Here is a 21,225-nt window from a genome sequence, read left to right on the forward strand (position 1 = left end):
GGTTAAACCTCAACCTCCGCCTGATCGCCGTTGCGTTGCAGCCAACTGCGACGGTCATCGGCACGCTTTTTACCCAGCAGCATATCCATCATTTCATTGGTTGCTTCATCGTCATCGATGGTCAGTTGCACCAGACGACGCGTGTTCGGATCCATCGTGGTTTCACGCAACTGCAGCGGGTTCATTTCACCCAAACCTTTGAATCGCTGAACGTTGATTTTGGCTTTTTTCTTACTCAAACGTTCAAGGATGCCGTCTTTCTCGCCGTCATCCAACGCGTAAAAGACCTCTTTACCACAATCGATGCGATACAGCGGCGGCATCGCCACATAAACGTGTCCTGCCTCAACCAACGCACGGAAATGGCGGGTAAACAACGCACACAACAAGGTGGCGATGTGCAGACCATCTGAGTCCGCATCGGCCAGAATGCAGACTTTGCCGTAACGCAGGCTGTCCAGATTATCGCTGTCCGGGTCGATCCCCAATGCAACGGAAATATCGTGCACTTCCTGCGACGCCAGCACCTGATCCGCCGACACTTCCCAGGTATTAAGAATCTTACCGCGCAGTGGCATCACCGCCTGAAATTCGCGATCGCGGGCTTGTTTCGCACTGCCGCCGGCCGAGTCCCCTTCCACCAGGAACAGCTCGGTACGGTTGAGGTCCTGCACCGAACAATCGGTCAGTTTCCCCGGCAGAGCCGGGCCAGACGCGACTTTCTTACGCACCACTTTTTTGCTCGCGCGCATACGGCGATGCGCATTAGCAATACACACTTCCGCTAGTTGCTCAGCCAGTTGCGGCTTTTCATTCAACCACAAACTGAACGCATCTTTGACGACGCCAGAAACAAAGGCTGCCGTCTGACGTGACGACAGACGTTCTTTAGTCTGCCCTGCAAATTGGGGATCCTGCATTTTGACCGACAGCACGTAACTACAGCGGTCGAACACGTCATCACCGGTCAGCTTGACACCACGTGGTAGCAGGTTACGGAACTCACAAAATTCGCGCATCGCATCCAGCAGGCCCTGACGCAACCCATTCACATGGGTGCCTCCCTGCGCTGTCGGGATCAGGTTGACGTAGCTTTCGGTGATCATCTCACCGCCTTCCGGCTGCCAGATCACCGCCCAGGTAGCCGCTTCCGTTTCCGCAGAAAATTCGCCGGTAAATGGTTCTTCCGGTAACACCGGATAGCCTTTGACACCTTCGGCCAGATAGTCTTTCAGACCGTCTTCATAGAGCCACCGGTGCTCTTTGCCATTGACCTTGTCACTGAAGGTGATTTCAAGACCAGGGCACAGCACCGCTTTAGCACGCAGGTTGTTGACCAGACGCGTCACAGAGAAGTTAGCGGAGTCAAAATATTTGGCTTCAGGCCAGAAGTGCACGCTGGTGCCCCGATTACGGCGGCCACAGGTACCAGTCACAGTCAGATCTTCGACCTTATCACCGTGTTCAAAGGCAATTTCATACACCTGACCATCGCGGCGCACGGTTACTTCCACACGCTTGGACAGGGCGTTCACCACCGAAATGCCCACGCCGTGCAGACCACCGGAGAACTGATAGTTTTTGTTGGAGAATTTACCACCGGCGTGCAGCTTGCAAAGGATCAATTCAACCCCGGAAACCTTCTCTTCCGGGTGAATATCAACAGGCATACCACGACCATCATCGATCACTTCAAGTGACTGGTCGGCATGAAGAATCACTTGTACCTTGGAGGCATGTCCGGCTAACGCTTCATCGACACTGTTGTCGATCACTTCCTGACCCAGATGGTTTGGGCGAGCGGTATCCGTATACATCCCTGGTCGGCGACGTACTGGTTCTAAACCATTAAGAACCTCAATGGCTCCAGCATTATATTGTTCAGTCATAATACGGAATGCTTTCGTAAATAAATAATGAGTTACTTTACGCTCTGTTCATGAATGTTTTTGTGATTTGAGCAAAAAACGGTCAGCCATGGCTGATTTATCCGCCATGAAACGCAGCAAAGTATAGGTGGAACATAGTCTGGAAGAGCTCGACTTATGTCAAGCGACATAAGTGAGTAACAGGCAAAATTATGACTCTTCCCTCAATGAGCGCAAAGAGATGTATTACAGCCCTAAGAACTGAATAATCGCGGGCGGATAACGTTCAAAACCGACAAAACTGTGGTCTCCTCCCTGTTCAATGGTTTGTTTGGCGGCAGCAAACTTACTGACGGCCTGACGATAGTCGAGCACTTCATCCCCCGTCTGCTGCAGCAGCCAAAAATCTTGCGGATCAGCGAGCACCGGCACATCGAGTGCTTTCAGCTCTTCAATATGCGCCTTCGTCAACTGGTAACGCTCGTGGGTATACGGGTTTTCCTGTTCCCCGAGGTAATCCACCAACAACTCATATGGACGTACGGCCGGATTCACCACTACCGCTTTAAAGCCATAGCCTTGATTGAGCCAGGTCGACAAGTAGCCGCCAAGCGAACTGCCCACCAGACCAATGCGGTAATCATTCTGATACTGCTCCACAAGTTGCGTGAGCAGCTCTGCCGCTTGCTGCGGGAAACAAGGTAACTGCGGAACCACAACTTTGATGTCCGGGCGGTGTGTCTGGCAGTAGCTTTTCATGTCCGATGCTTTGACCGACAACGGCGAGCTGTTAAACCCGTGGATGTACAGTAGCAGTGGCTTTTTCATTCAGTACCCCGAAGCGCTGAAGTCAGGCAAGAAATGTCCTTCCGGCAGTCGCTGCACCTGAGTGTGCAAAGTGCCGTCTTGACACAGTTCCAGCTCACGCCATCCAGGTGACTGACGATCAAGCGCAAAATCGTTTGAGCGAGGTTTAAACTGAACGCAAGTTGAGGGGGTGGCCATCACTCGGACATCGCCACGTTGCAGATCCATTTCCTGATGAATATGGCCGCACAACACCGCACGAACATTGCTGTGTTTATCCACGATCTCCCAGAACGCCTCACTGTCTTTGAGGGTATGCTGATCCAGCCAGGCACTGCCAACCAACAATGGGTGATGATGCAATAGCACCAGCGTGTAACGATCCGGGTGAGCGCTCAACTGATTATCCAGCAAGGTCAATTGAGCATCACTCAACCGTCCGTGCGGGACCCCCACAACCTGCGAGTCCAGCAGAATCATCTGCCAGTGTTCGCCGAGCAGCACATGCTCTGCGGTCTGGATTTGCTGCGACGGCAGAATCGCCCCCATGCTGGGCTTATAATCGTGATTGCCCGGCAACCAGAAACATGGCTGGCTCAGTGGCTGGATACCACGCTCAAACTTCTCATACGACTCGCGGCTGTGGTCCTGAGAAATATCTCCGGTAGCCAGAATGGCATCAAACCCCACCTGCCGCTCAAGAATGGCTGCCACCACAGCATGAAAACTCTCCGCCGTGTTGACACTGAGTAAGCTTCCGTCTTCGGGCGCAAACAGATGAGTATCTGTAATCTGCAGCAGTTTGATCCGCTGATCTGTTGAGCTTGACGACACGTTCAAAATCTAAAACCTAAAGTAATTATTAATTTGTCTGAATCGGAGTCCGGCTGATTCCGTGTTTGAGGCAAAACGTCAGCCAGTCGCCAAGAAAACGGTTTAACTGAGCTTTTTCGTCCCGCTGTACCATGTTGACATTGGGGTACTCGTAACGCGGCTGAACACGGCTGACGCTGTCACTGCCACACACCTCTGCCACACGAGCATCGTGGTACAGCCTGACAGACATTTTTGGCAATGGAAACACCGGAATATCATCACTTTGACAGATGTCGACCAAAGTTGTGTACTTTGTGACTTCGCCCACTTCCAACTGATAAGTCATGCTGGCCGCCTGATAGCAGCGCACGTCCCCGACGCTCGGCTGGTGTGGCAGCAAAGCGTTCAGTTTGGCGTAGTTGGTCTCATAAACCCGCATCAACTCCGCCAAATCAACGTGATACGGTTTTCTCAGTGCTACTTCAGCCATTGTGATCTTAAATGCTCATAATTGAGTTCTAACCATTGCAGTGCAATTATTGAGGCACCATTCTCAAATTTACCTTCCCGTACATATTGATACGCTTGTGCACGTGACAACACCCGTACGCGGATGTCTTCGCCTTCATAATCCAGCCCGTGAATGCCCTTGGCCGTGGACGCGTCCACTTCACCGACAAACACATCCAACATTTCCGAGCAGCCCCCTGCTGACGGGTAGTAAGAGGTGACTTTTTCCATGCGACCGATGTTGATCCCCGCCTCTTCCGTCGCTTCCCGGCGAACCACTGCCTGAGCCGACTCATCACGATCGATCATTCCTGCAATGATTTCCAGTTGCCACGGATGTTGGTGCTCCAGCGCACCTACCCGGATCTGCTCGATGATGACCACTTTATCAGTTACCGGGTCATAAGGAAGCATAGCGGCTGCATGGCCTCTTTCAAACATCTCGCGTTCAATGGGCTCGCTCCAGCCACCAGCAAACAACTTATGCCTGAAACGATACTTTACCATCTTGAAGAAACCATGAAACAACGTCTCTTTGGCGATGATTTCTACATCGTCCACAGTAAACTCAGCTTGTTGCTCGTCAAATTGTTGCATTTATCACCTCTCTGAGTGAATCTAATAGTTTACGCAGAGAAGCACTGAACCACCAAGGACTTGGCTCAACTTTTTATACAATTTTTATAGTAAAATTTAAATTGATTAATTAAATTTATTGTACAATTGGACAGCTAAGTGTAAAAAAGTGCAAAGTTTCGAGTGAATTACCATCAAATTACGTTAGAATCTCAACAGTCACCCTCTTTGAACCAGGCAGGTATAGGACCAATGAAAAAACTGCTTCCTCTATTTATCAGCGCTGCGCTCGGCAGTCTGAGTACTTCGGCATGGGCGGATACGCTGGCTGAAATTTACAACCAGGCAAAAGACAACGATCCAACGCTTATGAGCGCGGCCGCTCAGCGTGATACTGCATTCGAAGCAGTGAACTCAAGCCGTAGTGTATTGCTACCGCAAATTGACCTGACTGCCGGTTACAATATTAACCGCAGTGATGAAGACGCACGTGAAAGCGACAAGCTGACCGCTGGCGTAAACTTCTCACAACAACTGTACAACCGTTCAAGCTGGATTTCGCTCGATACGGCCGAGAAAACTGCGCGCCAGGCAGACTCAACGTACGCGGCGGCGCAACAGGATCTGATCCTGCGTGTGGCTCAGGCGTACTTCGATGTACTGCGCGCTCAGGACAACCTCGAATTTGTCCGCGCGGAAAAAGCCGCGGTGGGTCGCCAACTCGAGCAAACCAAACAACGTTTTGAAGTTGGCTTGTCTGCCATCACCGACGTGCATGACGCCCAGGCTCAATACGATGCGGTTCTGGCAGATGAAGTCCTGGCACAAAATGACCTGACCAACAGCTATGAAGGTCTGCGTCAGATCACCGGACAAGATCACGCCAATCTGTATGTTCTGGATACCAAACGTTTCTCTGCCAGCAAACCTGGTGAAGGTGCAGAGTCACTGGTGAAAGAAGCCGAGCAACGCAACCTGCAGCTATTGAGTGCACGTATTTCTCAGGACATCGCGCGCGACAACATCTCTCTGGCGAGCTCTGGGCATCTGCCATCACTGACGCTGGACGGCGGCTACAACTTCGGTAACGACAGCAACAGCAATGCCAACAATGGTCCGAATGAACAGTACAACGACTTCAACATCGGTGTGAACCTGTCGGTACCTCTGTACACCGGCGGCAACATCAACTCGCAAACCAAGCAGGCTGAATACCAGTACGTGGCAGCGAGCCAGGATCTGGAAGCGACTTACCGCAGTGTGGTCCGTGATGTTCGTGCGTTTAACAATAACATTAGCGCGTCTATCGGTGCGATCCGTGCCTACGAACAGTCGGTTGTGTCGGCCAGATCAGCTCTGGAAGCAACGGAAGCGGGCTTTGATGTCGGCACCCGTACCATTGTGGACGTACTGGACGCGACCCGTCGCCTGTACGATGCCAACAAAAACCTCTCGGATGCTCGCTACAACTACATCATTAGCGTACTGCAACTGCGTCAGGCTATCGGTACTCTGAATGAGCAGGATGTCATGGACATCAGCGCCGGCCTGAAACCAGCACCGGCGTCTAAGCCAGGTAAAACCTCGTAAACCGAGTTCAAGATACGCAAAAGCCGCTGACAACAGCGGCTTTTTTTCTTATCAATGTCCCGGCCCTAGTCTCTGGCCATGACCGGAATCCCACTCACAGCACTTAACCTTTGCCGCCTTTAATCGCATCGATGATTTCGGTGGTCGAGCAGCCATCTTCAAAGTTCAGTACTCGTACTTCACCGCCGTTGGCAATCACTTCCTTACCTCCTGCGATCTCTTCCGGCTTGTAATCACCGCCTTTGACCAGCATATCCGGCAGCACCTCTGAGATCAGGCGTTGCGGCGTATCTTCACCAAACGGCACCACCCAGTCCACTGCTCCTAGCCCCGCTAGTACTGCCATACGGCGATCCGTCGGATTGACCGGACGCCCCGGCCCTTTGAGGCGCTTCACCGATTCATCCGTATTAACGGCAACGATTAATCGATCGCCCAGCTCGGCCGCGTGATTGAGGTAAGACACATGACCAGCATGCAGAATGTCAAAGCAGCCATTGGTCATAACCACTGTCTCCCCTTTCGCCTGAGCTCGCTTCACGGCTTCGATCAGCGCAGATTCAGAGATCACACCGTAGTCGGTATCTTTGCTACCGTGGATCGCTTCCGCCAGCTCAATGGTCGACACCGTTGACGTGCCCAGTTTACCCACGACCACACCGGCTGCCGCGTTTGCCAGCGCACACGCTTCATCCAGAGGTTTACCCGCAGAAACCGACGCCGCCAGGACCGAAATCACCGTGTCACCGGCCCCGGTCACATCAAAGACTTCTTTTGCCTGAGTCGGCAGATGGAACGGCTCCTGACCACGACGCAGCAATGTCATCCCGTGTTCACTGCGTGTCACCAGCAGAGCTTCAAAGTCAAACTGTTCGATCAGCGCCAAACCTTTGCGGACCAGTTCCTCTTCATTGCGAACTTTGCCCACCACCAATTCAAACTCTGTCATGTTCGGTGTCAGCAGAGTCGCGCCGCGGTAACGTTCAAAGTCGGCCCCCTTCGGGTCAATGAACACAGGTACCTGAGCCGCACGGGCTTTCTGGATCAGTTGCTGCACATTTTCCAGCGCACCTTTGTCGTAGTCCGACAGGATCACCGCCCCCACTTTGGGTAGTGCACGCTCCATACGCTCATTGATTAACGCCGGATCCACGTCTTCAAACTTGTCTTCAAAGTCAAGGCGGATCAGCTGCTGACCGCGGCTCAGCACCCGCAGTTTGGTCACGGTCGGGTAGTTGGGCAACGCCACGAAATCACAACTCACTTTGAGCGCCGTGAGTGTCTCAGTCAGTACCTTGGCTGGCTCATCCATCCCGGTTAAACCGACGATATGGGCGTGTCCCCCCAGCGACGCAATGTTCATCGCAACGTTGGCGGCCCCGCCTGGACGCTCTTCGTTATTCTCTACTTTGACTACCGGCACCGGGGCTTCTGGAGAAATGCGCCCGGTTGGCCCATACCAGTAGCGATCAAGCATCACATCACCAATGATCAACACGCCCGATGAGCTGTAATCAGGTAGGATTGGTTTCATTGTGGATCTCCCATATTAATTTCTGCGCGAAGTGTAGCACAGGCAAAAAAGTCACTAAACTCCTGCTTTGACCTCAGCCAAGCCATTGGTTCCATCCTTGGATCACTACATTGCGCTCGGCGGTCAGCTTTTCTTCAGCCACGTCGGCGTCCAGATTGAGTAAATTGCGGTGATGGATATGATCGCGCATCGTGGTGTACGCCTGAGTCAGGGCCATCGCCTGAGTTTCATCCATAATGCCTTGCTGGAGCATCGACTCAAAAATACGCACGTTGTCCGACCAACGGGTCAGTTTCGGTTTTTCATGGCTGTAGCGCAGGACCAGGTACTGAGCGAGAAATTCAATGTCGGTGATGCCACCCGGATCTTGCTTAAGCATAAAACGCCCCGCCTTTTTCCCGCCAAGATGCTCACGCATCTTATGACGCATCTCGACCACCTCACGTTTGAGGGTCGCCTCATCCCGTGGACGGGCAAGAATGCCATGACGGATTTGATGAAACGCCTGTTGCAGCGGCGCGTCACCGTAAATCATCCGCGCACGAACCAGGGCCTGATGTTCCCAGGTCCAGGCTTCGGTTTGCTGGTATTCGGCAAACGCCTCCGTCGGACTGACCAGCAGTCCAGAAGCCCCGGATGGCCGTAAACGAGTGTCCGCTTCATACAGAATGCCAGACGCCGTGCGTGTGGAAAAAATATGAATGATGCGCTGCGCGAGACGCAAATAGAACTGACGGCCATCGATCTCTTTTTTGCCGTCGGTATACACGTTCACCGGGCAGTCGTGCATGAACACGATATCCAGATCTGAGTTGTACCCCAACTCCCAACCGCCTACTTTCCCATAGCCGACGACGGCAAAACCTTTGCCTTCTCGCTCGCGCAAATGGGTAGGTTCACCGTATTTTTCCGCCATCTGCTGCCAGGCCTGGTGCACCACCGCCTCGACGATCGCTTCAGCCAGATAGGTCAAATGGTCGCTGACTTTCATCACTGGCAGCACGCCGGCAATGTCGGCCGCAGCAATACGCAGCATGCAGATCTGTTTGAACTGGCGCAGCGCTTCCATCTGCTGCTCAAGATCGTCTTCCGGAATGCGGGCCAGAAAGTCACGTAATTCTGTTTGATAGGAGTCAAGCGGCACCGGATTGTACAAATGCTGTGGATCAATCAGCTCATCCAGCAGAATCGGATAACGCCCCAATTGCTCGGAAATCATCGGACTGGCGGTACACAGGCGAACCAGTTGAGTCAACGCTGCCGGATGCTCATCCAGCAGCTCGAGATAGGTAGTGCGCGTCACAATTTTATGCAGCAGATGCAAAACCCGGGGCAAGCCAAAGCGGGCGTCCTGATGGTCGAAAATCGCTTTGAATATTTTGGGCATTAAACGATTTAAGACTTCACGTCCGCGTGGGCCGAGTGTTTTCTTGGCCAGATCATCTTTAAAGTGGACGATCACCCGCGCCATGACATCCGGCTCGTCACTGTGGACATCTTGCTCCAGAATGTGGCTCATCACTTCCGGCTTGTGGGCCATGTCCCATAGCTCGTGGTAATACTGCTCGGTGTTCGACTCTTCGTCGTCATCGGCACCGATCAGCTCGGCAAAAATAGCGTGTACCGCAGCCATGTGAATTTGAGTTTCCGACAGCAATGCACGCCAATCCGGGTAGCCCATCGCGATCGCCAGCTTGAGTTGTTCGAGCTCGCAATCTGGCAGGGTTTGGGTCTGTTTGTCGGCCATCGCCTGCAGCAGGTTTTCCTGGCGGCGCAGGTAACAATATGCCTCGCGCAATACATGGACTTCTTCTGGTTTCAGCAAACCAAGCTCACCAGTCGCCTCTAAAGTTTCCAGTAACCCCCGCTGACGCAGTGAAGGCTCACGTCCCCCCCGAATCAGCTGGAATACCTGCGCAATAAATTCCACCTCCCGAATGCCACCAGCGCCCAGCTTAATGTTATTGCTCAATCCTCGCCGGCGTACTTCGCTGGAAATCATCGACTTCATCCGTCGCAGCGACTGGACCGCGCTGAAATCGATGTAACGACGGAACACAAAAGGCCGCAGCATCTGACGCAGTTCCTGATATTGGGGGTACATTTCACTGCCCATGACCCGGGCTTTGACCATCGCATAGCGCTCCCAGTCACGGCCTTGTTCCTGATAATAATCTTCCAGCGCAGCGTAGCTCATCACCAGCGGGCCACTTTCCCCAAACGGACGCAAACGCATGTCGACCCGATAACAGAAACCGTCGAACGTGTGCTGATCGAGGGCTTTGATGATGCGCTGACCAAGACGGGTAAAAAATTGGGCATTGGCGATGCTGCGTCGTGCGCCCTGCGTTTCGCCATTTTCCGGATAGGTAAAAATCAAGTCGATGTCTGACGAGAAGTTGAGTTCACCGCCCCCCAGTTTGCCCATGCCTATAATCAGCATCGGCTGTGCTTCACCTTGCTCATTGCACGGCGTGCCCCACTCCTGACAACAGCTCTGGTACTGCCAGTGGTAAGTCTCAAAGATCATCGCCTCTGCCAGCTCGGATAAGTGCGCTAGACTCTCTTCTAATGTCCACAGATTGAGAAAATCACGCCAGGCAATCAGCACCATTTCCCGGTTGCGAAACTGACGCAATACCCGGTGACCACTCATTTCATCCGCACAGCTGGTCAACAGCGAGTTAAGACGGGAACGGTATTGAGCTGCCCGATCGGATTCAGCCAACATCGCGGGCAGGCTGCGCAGCAAGGTCTCGTCGCGCTGCAAAGCCTCGGTCACAAATTGACTGAGACCGGCAATATAGTGCAGTTGCTGTTGATGTTGCTTGGGCCAATCGGCGTAAGCCGGCTGTTGAATGATCCCTTCCAGAGCAGTCTCAGCGACAGGCTGGAGTGACGCGGGTAATTGCATGATTCTTCCTTGCTTTTGGCGGGCGTGAAACCTTAATGTCATGAACTCATTTATACCAGAGTTTCCGCAATAAAAAACGCCCACTGGTGAGAGTGGGCGTTGCTTCAAAGCTTTTGGCGTCAGACTTTAAACACAGTGATCTTACGATCGAGCTCTTCCGCGTTACTTTGCATGATTTCCGAGGTTTCCAGCAGCTCGGTCACCACGGTCACCGAGGCTTCCACCAGCTCACGCACATTGGTCAGGTTCTGGTTCATTTCTTCCGCCACGCTGCTCTGCTGTCCGGCCGCGGTGGCAATCTGGAAATTCATGTCGTTGATCTGGTTTACCTGAGACACAATGCCGTCCAGCTCGGTACCGGCATTGGTCACCAGCTCCACCCCTTCCGCTGCTTCGACAACACTTTTCTCCATCAGGTCCACCGCCGAACTGGCACTGTCTTGCAACTGAGAGATCATGTCCTGGATTTCGACTGTAGCCTGCTGAGTGCGCTGCGCCAGGTTACGGACCTCATCCGCCACCACCGCGAAGCCGCGGCCCGCTTCCCCTGCACGGGCAGCTTCGATTGCGGCATTCAATGCCAGCAGGTTGGTCTGCTCCGAAATGCCCTGAATGGTGCCGACCACACTGCCAATGGAGACCACGCTTTCTTCAACCTGATTCACCGCCTGGGCTGAGGCCGAGATATCCTGTGACAACTCACTGATTTTCGACACCGTGCCACGTACAAACTGCTGACCCGAAGCCGCTTGGGTCGAAGCGCTTTCGGTCAGAGAGGACGCACTCTGAGCGTGCTCGGCCACGGTTTGTACCGTCGAACTCATTTCGCTCATCGCCGTGGCCAGTTGATCGATCTCATTAAATTCTTCCTGAGCAGACTCTTTGGTCTCCGACATGCTCAGGGTCATCACTTCGGTCAGCGAGGCCAGTTCTTGGGAAGACTGAATTTGCAGTTTGATCATCTCCTGCAACTGACGACGGGTGGTTTCCAGCTCTCTGGCAACATCTCCGTATTCATCTTTGCACGCCATCTCAATGGGCACCGACAGATCTTTGCTGGCCATCTGTTTGATCGATTCGCTCAGATAGCGGGTCTGGCGCAGCATGATCCGCGCCGCAAACAGCAACAACGCCACAAACACCACAATCATCAGCGCCGTTTGCCACGCCACCTGCACCAAATAAGCCTCGTAGTGCTGCTGGGCTACGGCCGTGTTCTGGGTCGCAGCCAGCAGGGACTGATAGAAGGTGCTCGCATCCCACAACTGTTTTGCGACAATCAAAATGGTACTGAACACCATCAGCATCACCATTTTGGGTACCAGGCGAATATCCGTGATCACCCTTTCCCATGGCTTGAATGCCATTGTTGTCATATCTGTTCTCCATTAAGTTATAGTTCTGGAACCCATTTTCTGAGCTCGTGTGCAAACACAAACGGGTTCAGCGTATTTATTTCGAGCTTCGTATGAAAAAAGATGATACCAAAGACGTCGTTAAGCCGTTGAGTCTGCTGTCACTGATTTTGTCGATTGTGTCGCTATTTGTGATCTCTGGCCTTTTGTTTATCCCGGTGGATCACGATACCCGACAGGTTCTTATCGGCCTTGACTTTGTGATCTGTAGTATTTTTCTCCTGCAGCTGACCACAGACTTGATCCGCGCCGCAGATCGTCTGCAATTTCTGAAACGCCACTGGATTGACTATCTGGCCAGTATTCCGATGATCGAACCCCTGCGTTTTGCGCGGATCTTTCACATCCTGCGGGTTATCTGGGTGATCCGCTCCGGGCGTTTTCTGATGCGCCAGTTGGTCACCAACCGACGAGAAACAACACTGGCTTCGATTTTGCTGTTGATCGTGGTGCTGCTGACGATTGGCTCAAGCATGATGCTGTCACTGGAGTCCGCTGCGCCAAATGCCAATATTCATACCGCAGGTGACGCCATCTGGTGGGCGCTGGTGACAATTTCTACTGTGGGGTACGGCGATCATTATCCGGTGACCGACGGTGGTAAGATCCTCGCAGGGGTGCTGATAGTGTGTGGCGTGGGCTTATTTGGTATGACCTCAGGTCTGGTCAGTTCTTTGCTGACGTCGCCGTCACGCATTCAAGAACAGCGCTCTGCCAATAAAGAACGCATGTTGCACGAATTGCTGGCGCAGCAAAGCGAGATCCTGCGCCGTATTCACCAGTTGGAAAAAGACATTGCTGCGACAAAAAAACAGGATGCCTGAGCATCCTGTAAGTCATCATTCCTGCCAGTAAGGCTTGGCCTCGACACTGATGAGGCGCGTCTGCTCCATGGCATGCAAAATGGAACTCTCCTGGCGTTGCAGCCAGCGCAGTAACTGCTCCTGCTCTTCGCCTTCAAGCTTGTCGGTCAGCACTTCCAGCGGCTTGAGCGTTAACAGATCGTCAATACCCTGCATCAAATCAGCCCAGGGGAGACGAAAACTCATCCGCTCGTCCGGGTTGTACAGGTTAGCAAAGCTCATCCCGGTATACAGATTGCGCATCAGACGATACTGCTGGTCAATATACTCCTGTTTGGACAACTCACGCTCCGGCGGAAACGCTTCGAGCAATTCCGCCCAGGTGCGATCCAATTGCTGCACTGAAAAGGCCTGAATATTGCGCGCCATTTTCTCTCGCGCTTTATCGTCCAGAAATGGCTGCCAGCCTCGGGTCAGGATCCAGCGGCTCAAATCCAGCAGCAGTCCGGTATAACGGGCGGAGCTGAGCAATTGCAACGTCTCTTCCCGCTCGGGGAGCTGCTCTTCCAACAATTTCAATTCACCGACCAAAAACTTGCGAGCATCGAGCTTACGCAGCGCGTGTCCTTTATCTTCCAGCAAGTCTTCCAGGTAATCGTAGGTTTTCAGCCAGCCCAACTCCTCTTCCAGCCACTTGAGTTCCTGACGTAAGATGGCACTGGCGCGGCGCGGTACGATGCCACCGAACACTGTTAAAATCTGACGGATAAAGCTGATCGCATGGCTGATTTCATGCAGCGCTGGCACCGATTCCGTTTCCGTGTACAACTGCTCATGGTCGTGCCAGTGTGCCAGCGCGTGCTCGAGCGATTTGATGAAACAGGATTCCACCGTGTCGTGCTTGTCGGTATCCACCAGAGACAAAGGTTGCGCGGTGCCAATTTCATACCCCATTGCCAGGCGGTAGCCACGCGCCGCTTTACTCAGGTTCCCAAGACGCATTCCCCCCGACTCACCCAAGGTGCGTGCCAGCGTAAACAGCGCATCGGTTTGACCCGATTTCAGCTCCAGCTCTACCTCGCAAATCGGCTCTTGTTGCTCCCCCGCGACCACCAGCCCTTGGTCAAAAGCGACTTCGACCTGGCTCCCGTCCGCCATTCCTACTAGCCATTGCTCGCGGGCAAAGTTGGTTGAGAATAAGGGCGTAAGTTCAGTTTGCAGGGTGTCTAAGGCTTTGCCTTCAGGCCAGATATCTTCGGGGTGGAGAGTTAAATCAGGAGTGTTGCAGGAGTGTTCGGCATTGTATTCCGGTCGCTGGTGCAACCCTGCGACCACCCGGCCTGCGGTTTTCACCGTTTGCACGAAAACATCATCATAGCGGCGGATCCGTAGCCCGATGTCATGCTTTCGTAACCAGTTATCAGGCGTATCAAAATAGGTATTACCAAGCTCTCGACAACTGTGCTGAAGTACTTTGGTTTCAGAAATCTTGTCACGTAAGGTTTCTGAAAATTCAGGAGAAACAAAAAACTTCAGTTCTATCTCGGTTTCCATAGTTGTACCTTTCAAAGCAGATAGCGACAGGATATTGCCTAAATTCCAGCGGGGCAAGAAGGAAATATCGCCCCAATGATGATCTAAAACAGTTTTAATGAGTGATTTAATGCGTTACCATGCGCGCCTTTATAGCCATCGTTCAACATTTCGCCACGAAATGGTGTATGTTTTTTTAAGGTTATAGCAATTAGGTTGAATAACCATGCCAGTAAATACAATCATGGGGTTATTTGCAAAGTCCCCTATTAAGCCTTTGCAGCGACACGTTGTTTGTGTAAACGAATGTTGCTCTCACCTGGTGAACTTTTTTGAAGTGTGCTCTCAGGGCGACTGGGAAAAAGCAGCAGAAATTCGCGCACAGATTTCTCACCTTGAGAAAGAAGCTGACGTATTGAAGCGCGAAATCCGCCTGAAACTTCCTCGCGGTTTGTTCATGCCTGTCGACCGTACAGACATGCTGGAGCTACTGACCCAGCAAGACAAACTGGCTAACCTGGCGAAAGATGTCGCCGGCCGTGTCTACGGTCGCCAGCTCATCATTCCTGCCCCTCTACAAGAAAACTTCATCGCTTATTTAAAACGTTGTCTGGATGCGGCGAATCAGGCGCAAAAAGTGATCAACGAGCTCGATGAGTTATTGGAAACTGGATTCAAAGGCCGCGAAGTGACACTTGTGGCTGAGATGATCAATCAACTGGATGTGATCGAAGATGACACCGATGCGATGCAAATCCAGCTTCGTCAGCAACTGATGGCGATCGAAGCGGACATGAATCCAATCGATGTGATGTTCCTGTACAAAATCTTTGAATGGGTCGGCGGTATTGCAGATCAGGCGCAGCGCGTAGGCGCACGTCTTGAGCTGATGCTTTCCCGCTCTTAACAGTTAATCAAATAACGAAGAGCACCAGACAGACACACTTGTATTTAACGATGACCTGAGCACATCGAGGGGTCATCGTGTGTCTCGTTTTTGCTCCGCTTGTTATAAAAAACAACTAGGTATTACGATGGATATCCTCGCGAACTACGGCACTGTCCTGATTATTGTTGCTGCTCTTTTCGGCTTCCTGATGGCAATTGGTATTGGCGCAAATGACGTCGCCAACGCAATGGGTACATCAGTCGGCTCAAAAGCGCTGACCGTAAAACAAGCCATCATCATTGCGATGATTTTTGAATTTGCGGGTGCTTACCTTGCAGGCGGTGAAGTAACCGATACTATCCGTAAAGGTGTGATTGAAACCTCTCTTTTCGCCAACCAGCCTGACATTCTGGTATACGGCATGATGTCCGCGCTGCTGGCAGCCGGCACCTGGCTGCTGCTGGCGTCCTACATGGGCTGGCCAGTATCGACCACCCACTCGATTATCGGTGCCATCATCGGTTTTGCTTGTGTGTCCGTTGGCACCGAAGCGGTGGACTGGGGCAGTGTGAAAGGTATTGTGGGCAGTTGGATCATTACCCCTATCATTTCCGGCTTCTTTGCTTACGTTATCTTTGTCAGCGCACAGCGCCTGATCTTTGATACCGAGAAGCCACTGATCAACGCCAAGCGCTTTGTGCCTGTGTACATGTTCATCACTACTATGGTGATCGCGCTGGTGACGATCAAGAAAGGGCTGAAGCACGTTGGCCTGCACCTGAGCAACACCGAAGCCTGGTTCTGGGCGATGGTGGTGTCGGCACTGGTGATGATCGGCGGCTTCCTCTACATTCAGAAGAAATTTGCCAATCGCGATGAAGATCACAGCTTTGCCGGTGTGGAAAGCATCTTTTCCGTGCTGATGGTGATCACAGCGTGTGCGATGGCCTTTGCGCACGGCTCAAATGACGTTGCTAACGCGATTGGTCCTCTGTCTGCCGTGGTATCGACGGTTGAGCACATGGGACAAATCACCGCGAAAAGTGAAATTGCCTGGTGGATTCTGCCGCTGGGTGGGATCGGTATCGTTGTGGGTCTTGCGACGCTGGGTCATAAGGTCATGGCAACAGTTGGTACCGGTATTACAGAACTGACCCCTAGCCGTGGCTTTGCAGCGCAGCTGGCAACCGCTTCGACTGTGGTTCTGGCCTCAGGTACCGGTTTGCCTATTTCGACCACACAGACACTGGTCGGCGCGGTACTGGGTGTGGGTTTTGCGCGTGGTATTGCCGCCCTTAACTTAGGCGTTGTGCGTAACATCGTGGCGTCCTGGATTGTCACGCTACCGGCAGGGGCCTTGTTGGCGGTCGTATTCTTCTATGCAATGCAGGCCTTATTCGGCGCTTAAGCCGCGTCAACACTATGTAAGCGCTCTGTCATTATTGACTCAAACGCACAGAAAGGGAGGCTTTGCCTCCCTTCTTAGTTGATCATACCGCCGAAAGTTTTTACTATTTGCTGCCTCAAGCGCGATATACAAACAAAGCAACACTGAAAGGATTTACCGTGAAAAAACTGATTTGCATGGTTCTGGCTTCAATGCTGGTAGTACCGGCGGCCCTCGCCCAAAACCGTTACATTGCGGACAAACTATTTACCTACATGCACTCAGGTCCTAGTACTCAGTACCGAATCATTGGCAGTGTGGACGCTGGTGAGAAAGTCACTCTGGTGTCTACCAGCAAAGAAGCCGGCTTCACCCAAATCGTCGATGAACGTGGCCGTAAAGGCTGGGTGGATTCCAAATTCGTGACCTCTCAGGAAAGTATGGCGGTTCGCCTGCCAAAACTGGAAGCAGAGTTATCGGACGTGAAAGACAAACTGGCTAATGCCCAGAAGAACGCCGACTCCGCCAAAGCCGGACTGGTCGACTCGCTGGACATTCGCAATAAGCAGATTGCGGAACTGGAGCAAAACTACAGTGACATCAGCCAGCAACTGACTGAGTCTCAAACCGAAGTCCGTGAACTGCGTGCTCGTCTGGATACTCAGAAAGAAGATCTGCTGCTGAAGTACTTTATGTACGGCGGTGGTGTCGCGGGTGCCGGTCTGTTGTTCGGCCTGATTCTGCCGCACATCATGCCGCGTCGCAAACGCTCTCCGGCGGGCTGGGCGTAATCGCCCCCGAAGACGTCGATAACCGAAGATAAAAAGAAAAGGTCACCCTCTGGTGACCTTTTTTGTAGTGCTTGTACTCAGCCTGGCCAGTCATACAGCGCTGGCACACGAATCAGCTTACCGCGAAAACGAATGGTGCACGATTGCGGCGCGATACGCACCAGTTGGGTATCCGCATCAATCTGTTCCCCTTGCTTGTATTCCTGACCGTTAATTTTCACCCAGCGGCGATTGGCGTCACTGGTGTACACATGGGTCTGAAAATTCATGGCGGGTAACTGGCCGATCAGATCATCGCCCGCCATCGATAAATCCACCGCAGCGTCGTCCGCCTCACCGGTATCTCGCATCGCAGCTCGGACCGACTCAGACGACATGGCCGCTTCTACCCGCCGCGCCAGTGACGGTGGCAGCGAGCTGAGGTCGACCCCATCCAGCTCAGAGTCGGTACTTGGTGCCGACGAGGTCGACGGTGTTGGCTCATCGCGACGAATGGCAGGCTCCGCCTGTGGCCGTGGCGTGGTCCGCCGATTCACCGCCAGCGTTGCAAAATCCGGGTACGGTTTGACCGACAGCGCCGCTGGCACATCCACGACCACTTCTTGTGGCTGATTGCTGCTTATCCAGTCCACCAGCGCCGATTGATAACTCTGATAGCCCACCCAGGAAACCGTGGCCACCGCCGGCAGCAACAGGCAGGTTGCATGCAACCACAATGGCGTATCCGCTCTGTGACTGACGGCCTGACGACCGGCGCCCCCCGGAGCGGAATTGTGTAACTGCTGATGACTGCGCTCTGACTGCTCCAGCGCTTTCAAGACATTCGACATCAGACGTCCTCCTTCACAACAGACAGAACGGGCGGATTGGTTTGCGTCATCAACTCCAGACGACGCAGCGTCCGCACCCCGGCAATGCCGTCGACGTTCAGTCCCTGCCAGCGCTGGAACATTTCGACTTTACGTTTCAGCTCGGCATCAAAGCGATCACTGCCATCATAACTGTCCCCCATTAGCAGCGACAGACGCTCATTCAGCATCGCGACTGCGCTGCCACGCATGCCAGGTTTGAGGGTTGCATGCCAGACACTTTGCCAGATGTAATGGTATTCCCCTGACCACAGCTCTTTCAGCCACTTGGTCTCAAACTCAAGGCGCTGTCCATCCACCAACAGCTGCACCGTATCGGCACCGAGGTGATACAGCACTGCGTAGCTAGCCTGACCGTTGACATGCAGAGTTAACACCACCGGAAAACCAAGCTGCTCAATATCACTGAGCGCCCCCATGGCACTCTCACAGCGGAACAGGCTGTTGTCGTTGTCAGCACAGAAGCGATCCAGCATGGAAGCCTGATACCCCCAGACTTTATACAGCTCCGCCAGCGGGTCTTCGAGTGACGTGGAACGAACCAAAGCCTCCGGCAGGGACGGCGGCATCACTTCCTGTGTAATTTCCACGTCCGGCTGCTGCGGATGCTGCGCTTCAATCTGTTGTTCAATCCAGGGCTGAGCCATCACCGGTGTCCATTGATACCCAAGCCAGGCGAGACCCAAGCCAATCACCACAGAGGCCGTCAGCGCCATACCAGAGCGTTTTGGCGGCGCACTCCTGGCCGAGACATTAAAGGAACTCTGAAACGCCATAACTTCTTCACAGGCGCTCTGTACGGTTGCGTGGCTCGGCTTATGCTCCCCGATCTGATACGCCTGTTTGAGCGCGGCGTCGCACACCAGGTTGATCAGACGAGGAATACCCTGCGTCTGTACCCCGATCAGTTTAAGGCTTTTGACTGCAAATAGATCCCGTTCGCCGCCGGCCAAATCGAGACGAAACTGAATGTACTTGGCGGTCTCTTCAATATTGAGCGGTAGTAAGTGGTAGCGTCCGGTGATCCGCTGAGCCAGCTGTCGCAACTGTGGCATCTGCAGTTTCTGCTGCAGTTCTGGCTGACCAATCAACAGCACCTTCAATAACTTACGGCTCTCTGTTTCCAGGTTAGTGAGCAAACGCAGTTGTTCGAGTACGTCCGCCGCCAGATGTTGCGCTTCATCGATCACCAGCAGTGTCTGTTTGCCGTGCGCATGGCTGTGGAGCAGAAACTGGTAAATGGCCTGGCTGAGCTGTTTGAGAGTCGCATCCGCCGGATACTGGATGCTGAATTCATCACAAATCGCCTGCAACAGCTCAATATCGGAGAAGGTCGGATTCAAAATAAACCCGGCCTGTGTGGTCGGGTCGAGAGATTTGAGCATTGCACGGGCAACCGTTGTCTTTCCCGTACCGACTTCGCCGCTGAGCATGGCGAAGCCGCCCCCGTCGCCTAGCCCGGCACGCAGATGCTGGATGGCTTCTTTGTGTCGCTGGCTGAGAAACAGGTAACGAGAATTGGGAACGATCGAGAACGGCAATTCCACAAATCCAAAAAATTCCTTATACATTCTCTCGTCTCTATAATTTCACTAATAAGAAAAGTACCATTGCCGTGTAATCCAAGCCAATGGCTGTTTCTGATTTTGAGGTTTGATAAGTGCAAGTATACCTAGTTGGTGGCGCTGTGCGCGACCAGTTGCTCAATATTGCTGTCTATGACAAAGATTGGGTTGTCGTCGGCAGCGCTCCACAGCAGATGCTCGACGCGGGCTTTACGCCCGTAGGTAAAGATTTCCCGGTGTTTCTGCATCCAGACACCAAGGAAGAGCATGCTCTGGCCCGAACCGAACGCAAAACCGGCGCTGGCTATAAAGGTTTTGACTGTTACTTCGCACCGGACGTCACGCTGGAAGACGATCTGCTGCGCCGCGATCTGACCATCAACGCAATGGCACAAGACACCCAGGGTAACATCATTGACCCTTATGGCGGCCAGCAGGATCTCCATGACCGGATTCTGCGCCATGTCTCGGCCGCGTTTGTCGAAGATCCCTTACGGGTATTGAGAGTCGCCCGTTTTGCAGCGAAACTCGCTCACCTCGGTTTTCGCGTTGCCGACGAAACCATGGCGTTGATGGCTAACATCGCCGCCAGTGGAGAGTTGGATCACCTGACCGCTGAGCGGGTGTGGCAGGAGTGGCACAAATCCCTCTCAACTTCTGCGCCACAGGTGTTTCTTCAGATACTGCGCGATTGTGGCGCCCTCAAACACATTTTGCCGGAGCTCGACCGGCTGTTTGGCGTCCCACAACCCGAAAAGTGGCACCCGGAGATCGATACCGGTGTTCATACCCTGATGGTGGCCGAGCAAGCAGCGCAACTGTCTGAGGCTCTGCCAGTGCGCTTCGCCGCACAGGTGCACGATCTGGGCAAAGGCGTGACACCAGAAAAAGAGTGGCCGAGCCATAAGCTGCATTGCCACACTGGCCTGAGCTTGATTGAACAATTGTGTGAGCGGATCCGGATTCCGAACGAATATCGCGATCTGGCGCTGGCGGTGTGCGCACAACATTCCAATGTTCACCGCGCGGCCGAACTTAAGCCGGCCACCAAGCTGAAAGTGCTCAACAAGCTGGATGTATGGCGCAAACCCGAGCGGTTAAACGCGGTGCTGCGGTGCTGTGAAGCCGACCACCGTGGCCGGCTTGGTCTGGAACAGAATCCGTACCCGCAACGGGCGATTTTTCTGCGCGCCTACCACGCCGCGCTCAACGTGGATGTTCAACAGGTGATTGCGGATGGATTTAAAGGGAAAGCCATTCGTGACGAGCTGGAAAAACGCCGTATTGAGGCAATCAAAACAGCGGACTGATCGCCACTGATGGACGCGCGCAGACACGCGCCTCGCAGAGACAAAAAA

At 53.2% G+C, this 21,225-nt stretch carries 17 protein-coding genes; 6 read left to right on the forward strand and 11 right to left on the reverse strand.

Annotation, left to right across the window (positions count from 1 at the left end):
• Positions 1–2 precede the first annotated feature (2 nt).
• From parE to nudF, 5 genes are all read right to left on the reverse strand, one after another.
• Entirely contained in the window at positions 3–1,889 is a 1,887-nt protein-coding gene (parE, locus tag CAG64_RS22085) for a DNA topoisomerase IV subunit B (RefSeq protein ID WP_021706942.1), read from the reverse strand.
• Positions 1,890–2,114: 225 nt separating this feature from the next.
• Positions 2,115–2,696 (reverse strand): esterase YqiA, encoded by a 582-nt coding sequence (yqiA, locus tag CAG64_RS22090; protein WP_021706941.1) that lies wholly within the window; start codon positions 2,694–2,696, stop codon positions 2,115–2,117.
• Entirely contained in the window at positions 2,697–3,515 is an 819-nt protein-coding gene (cpdA, locus tag CAG64_RS22095) for a 3',5'-cyclic-AMP phosphodiesterase (protein WP_021706940.1), read from the reverse strand.
• 22 nt (positions 3,516–3,537) lie between these two features.
• On the reverse strand, positions 3,538–3,981 hold the full coding sequence (locus CAG64_RS22100; RefSeq protein WP_021706939.1) for a DUF1249 family protein: 444 nt from the start codon (positions 3,979–3,981) through the stop codon (positions 3,538–3,540).
• Positions 3,969–4,598 (reverse strand): ADP-ribose diphosphatase, encoded by a 630-nt coding sequence (gene nudF, locus CAG64_RS22105; RefSeq protein ID WP_021706938.1) that lies wholly within the window; start codon positions 4,596–4,598, stop codon positions 3,969–3,971. The genes CAG64_RS22100 and nudF overlap by 13 nt, the downstream gene beginning before the upstream one ends.
• A 231-nt stretch (positions 4,599–4,829) precedes the next feature.
• Here nudF and tolC point away from each other — a divergent pair, with 231 nt between their 5' ends.
• Positions 4,830–6,167, forward strand: coding sequence for an outer membrane channel protein TolC (gene tolC, locus CAG64_RS22110; protein WP_021706937.1), 1,338 nt, complete (start codon positions 4,830–4,832; stop codon positions 6,165–6,167).
• 103 nt (positions 6,168–6,270) lie between these two features.
• Here tolC and hldE read toward each other — a convergent pair whose 3' ends face one another.
• The 3 genes from hldE to CAG64_RS22125 form a co-directional block, all read right to left on the reverse strand.
• Positions 6,271–7,701, reverse strand: coding sequence for a bifunctional D-glycero-beta-D-manno-heptose-7-phosphate kinase/D-glycero-beta-D-manno-heptose 1-phosphate adenylyltransferase HldE (gene hldE / locus CAG64_RS22115; protein WP_161457512.1), 1,431 nt, complete (start codon positions 7,699–7,701; stop codon positions 6,271–6,273).
• 73 nt (positions 7,702–7,774) lie between these two features.
• A complete protein-coding gene (glnE, locus tag CAG64_RS22120; protein ID WP_161457513.1) occupies positions 7,775–10,615 on the reverse strand; it encodes a bifunctional [glutamate--ammonia ligase]-adenylyl-L-tyrosine phosphorylase/[glutamate--ammonia-ligase] adenylyltransferase in 2,841 nt (946 codons plus the stop codon).
• 119 nt (positions 10,616–10,734) lie between these two features.
• The gene (locus CAG64_RS22125; RefSeq protein ID WP_021706934.1) at positions 10,735–11,991 is read right to left on the reverse strand and encodes a methyl-accepting chemotaxis protein; all 1,257 of its coding nucleotides are present in this window, start codon (positions 11,989–11,991) and stop codon (positions 10,735–10,737) included.
• A gap of 92 nt (positions 11,992–12,083) precedes the next feature.
• Here CAG64_RS22125 and CAG64_RS22130 point away from each other — a divergent pair, with 92 nt between their 5' ends.
• On the forward strand, positions 12,084–12,854 hold the full coding sequence (locus CAG64_RS22130) for a potassium channel family protein (protein ID WP_021706933.1): 771 nt from the start codon (positions 12,084–12,086) through the stop codon (positions 12,852–12,854).
• A 15-nt stretch (positions 12,855–12,869) separates the two neighbouring features.
• Here CAG64_RS22130 and CAG64_RS22135 read toward each other — a convergent pair whose 3' ends face one another.
• On the reverse strand, positions 12,870–14,387 hold the full coding sequence (locus tag CAG64_RS22135) for a CYTH and CHAD domain-containing protein (protein ID WP_021706932.1): 1,518 nt from the start codon (positions 14,385–14,387) through the stop codon (positions 12,870–12,872).
• Between the two features lie 205 nt (positions 14,388–14,592).
• On the opposite strand from CAG64_RS22135, the gene CAG64_RS22140 reads away from it, so the two are divergent.
• The 3 genes from CAG64_RS22140 to CAG64_RS22150 all read left to right on the forward strand — a co-directional run bounded on the left by CAG64_RS22140 (position 14,593) and on the right by CAG64_RS22150 (position 17,433).
• The gene (locus tag CAG64_RS22140) at positions 14,593–15,273 is read left to right on the forward strand and encodes a TIGR00153 family protein (protein ID WP_040903121.1); all 681 of its coding nucleotides are present in this window, start codon (positions 14,593–14,595) and stop codon (positions 15,271–15,273) included.
• Positions 15,274–15,400: 127 nt separating this feature from the next.
• Positions 15,401–16,663, forward strand: coding sequence for an inorganic phosphate transporter (locus CAG64_RS22145; RefSeq protein WP_021706930.1), 1,263 nt, complete (start codon positions 15,401–15,403; stop codon positions 16,661–16,663).
• Between the two features lie 158 nt (positions 16,664–16,821).
• Positions 16,822–17,433 carry a TIGR04211 family SH3 domain-containing protein gene (locus CAG64_RS22150; RefSeq protein ID WP_021706929.1) on the forward strand — a complete coding sequence of 204 codons (612 nt, stop codon included), beginning with the start codon at positions 16,822–16,824 and terminating at the stop codon, positions 17,431–17,433.
• A gap of 77 nt (positions 17,434–17,510) precedes the next feature.
• On the opposite strand, the gene CAG64_RS22155 is transcribed toward CAG64_RS22150, so the two are convergent.
• Entirely contained in the window at positions 17,511–18,263 is a 753-nt protein-coding gene (locus CAG64_RS22155; protein ID WP_161457514.1) for a general secretion pathway protein GspB, read from the reverse strand.
• Entirely contained in the window at positions 18,263–19,873 is a 1,611-nt protein-coding gene (locus CAG64_RS22160) for an ExeA family protein (RefSeq protein WP_161457515.1), read from the reverse strand. The genes CAG64_RS22155 and CAG64_RS22160 overlap by 1 nt, the downstream gene beginning before the upstream one ends.
• An 89-nt stretch (positions 19,874–19,962) precedes the next feature.
• Here CAG64_RS22160 and CAG64_RS22165 point away from each other — a divergent pair, with 89 nt between their 5' ends.
• A complete protein-coding gene (locus CAG64_RS22165; RefSeq protein ID WP_021706926.1) occupies positions 19,963–21,177 on the forward strand; it encodes a multifunctional CCA addition/repair protein in 1,215 nt (404 codons plus the stop codon).
• The last annotated feature ends 48 nt before the right edge of the window (positions 21,178–21,225 follow it).

The sequence above is a fragment of the Vibrio sp. V38_P2S17PM301 genome (genome assembly GCF_009904845.1).
Classification (GTDB): domain Bacteria; phylum Pseudomonadota; class Gammaproteobacteria; order Enterobacterales; family Vibrionaceae; genus Vibrio; species Vibrio proteolyticus.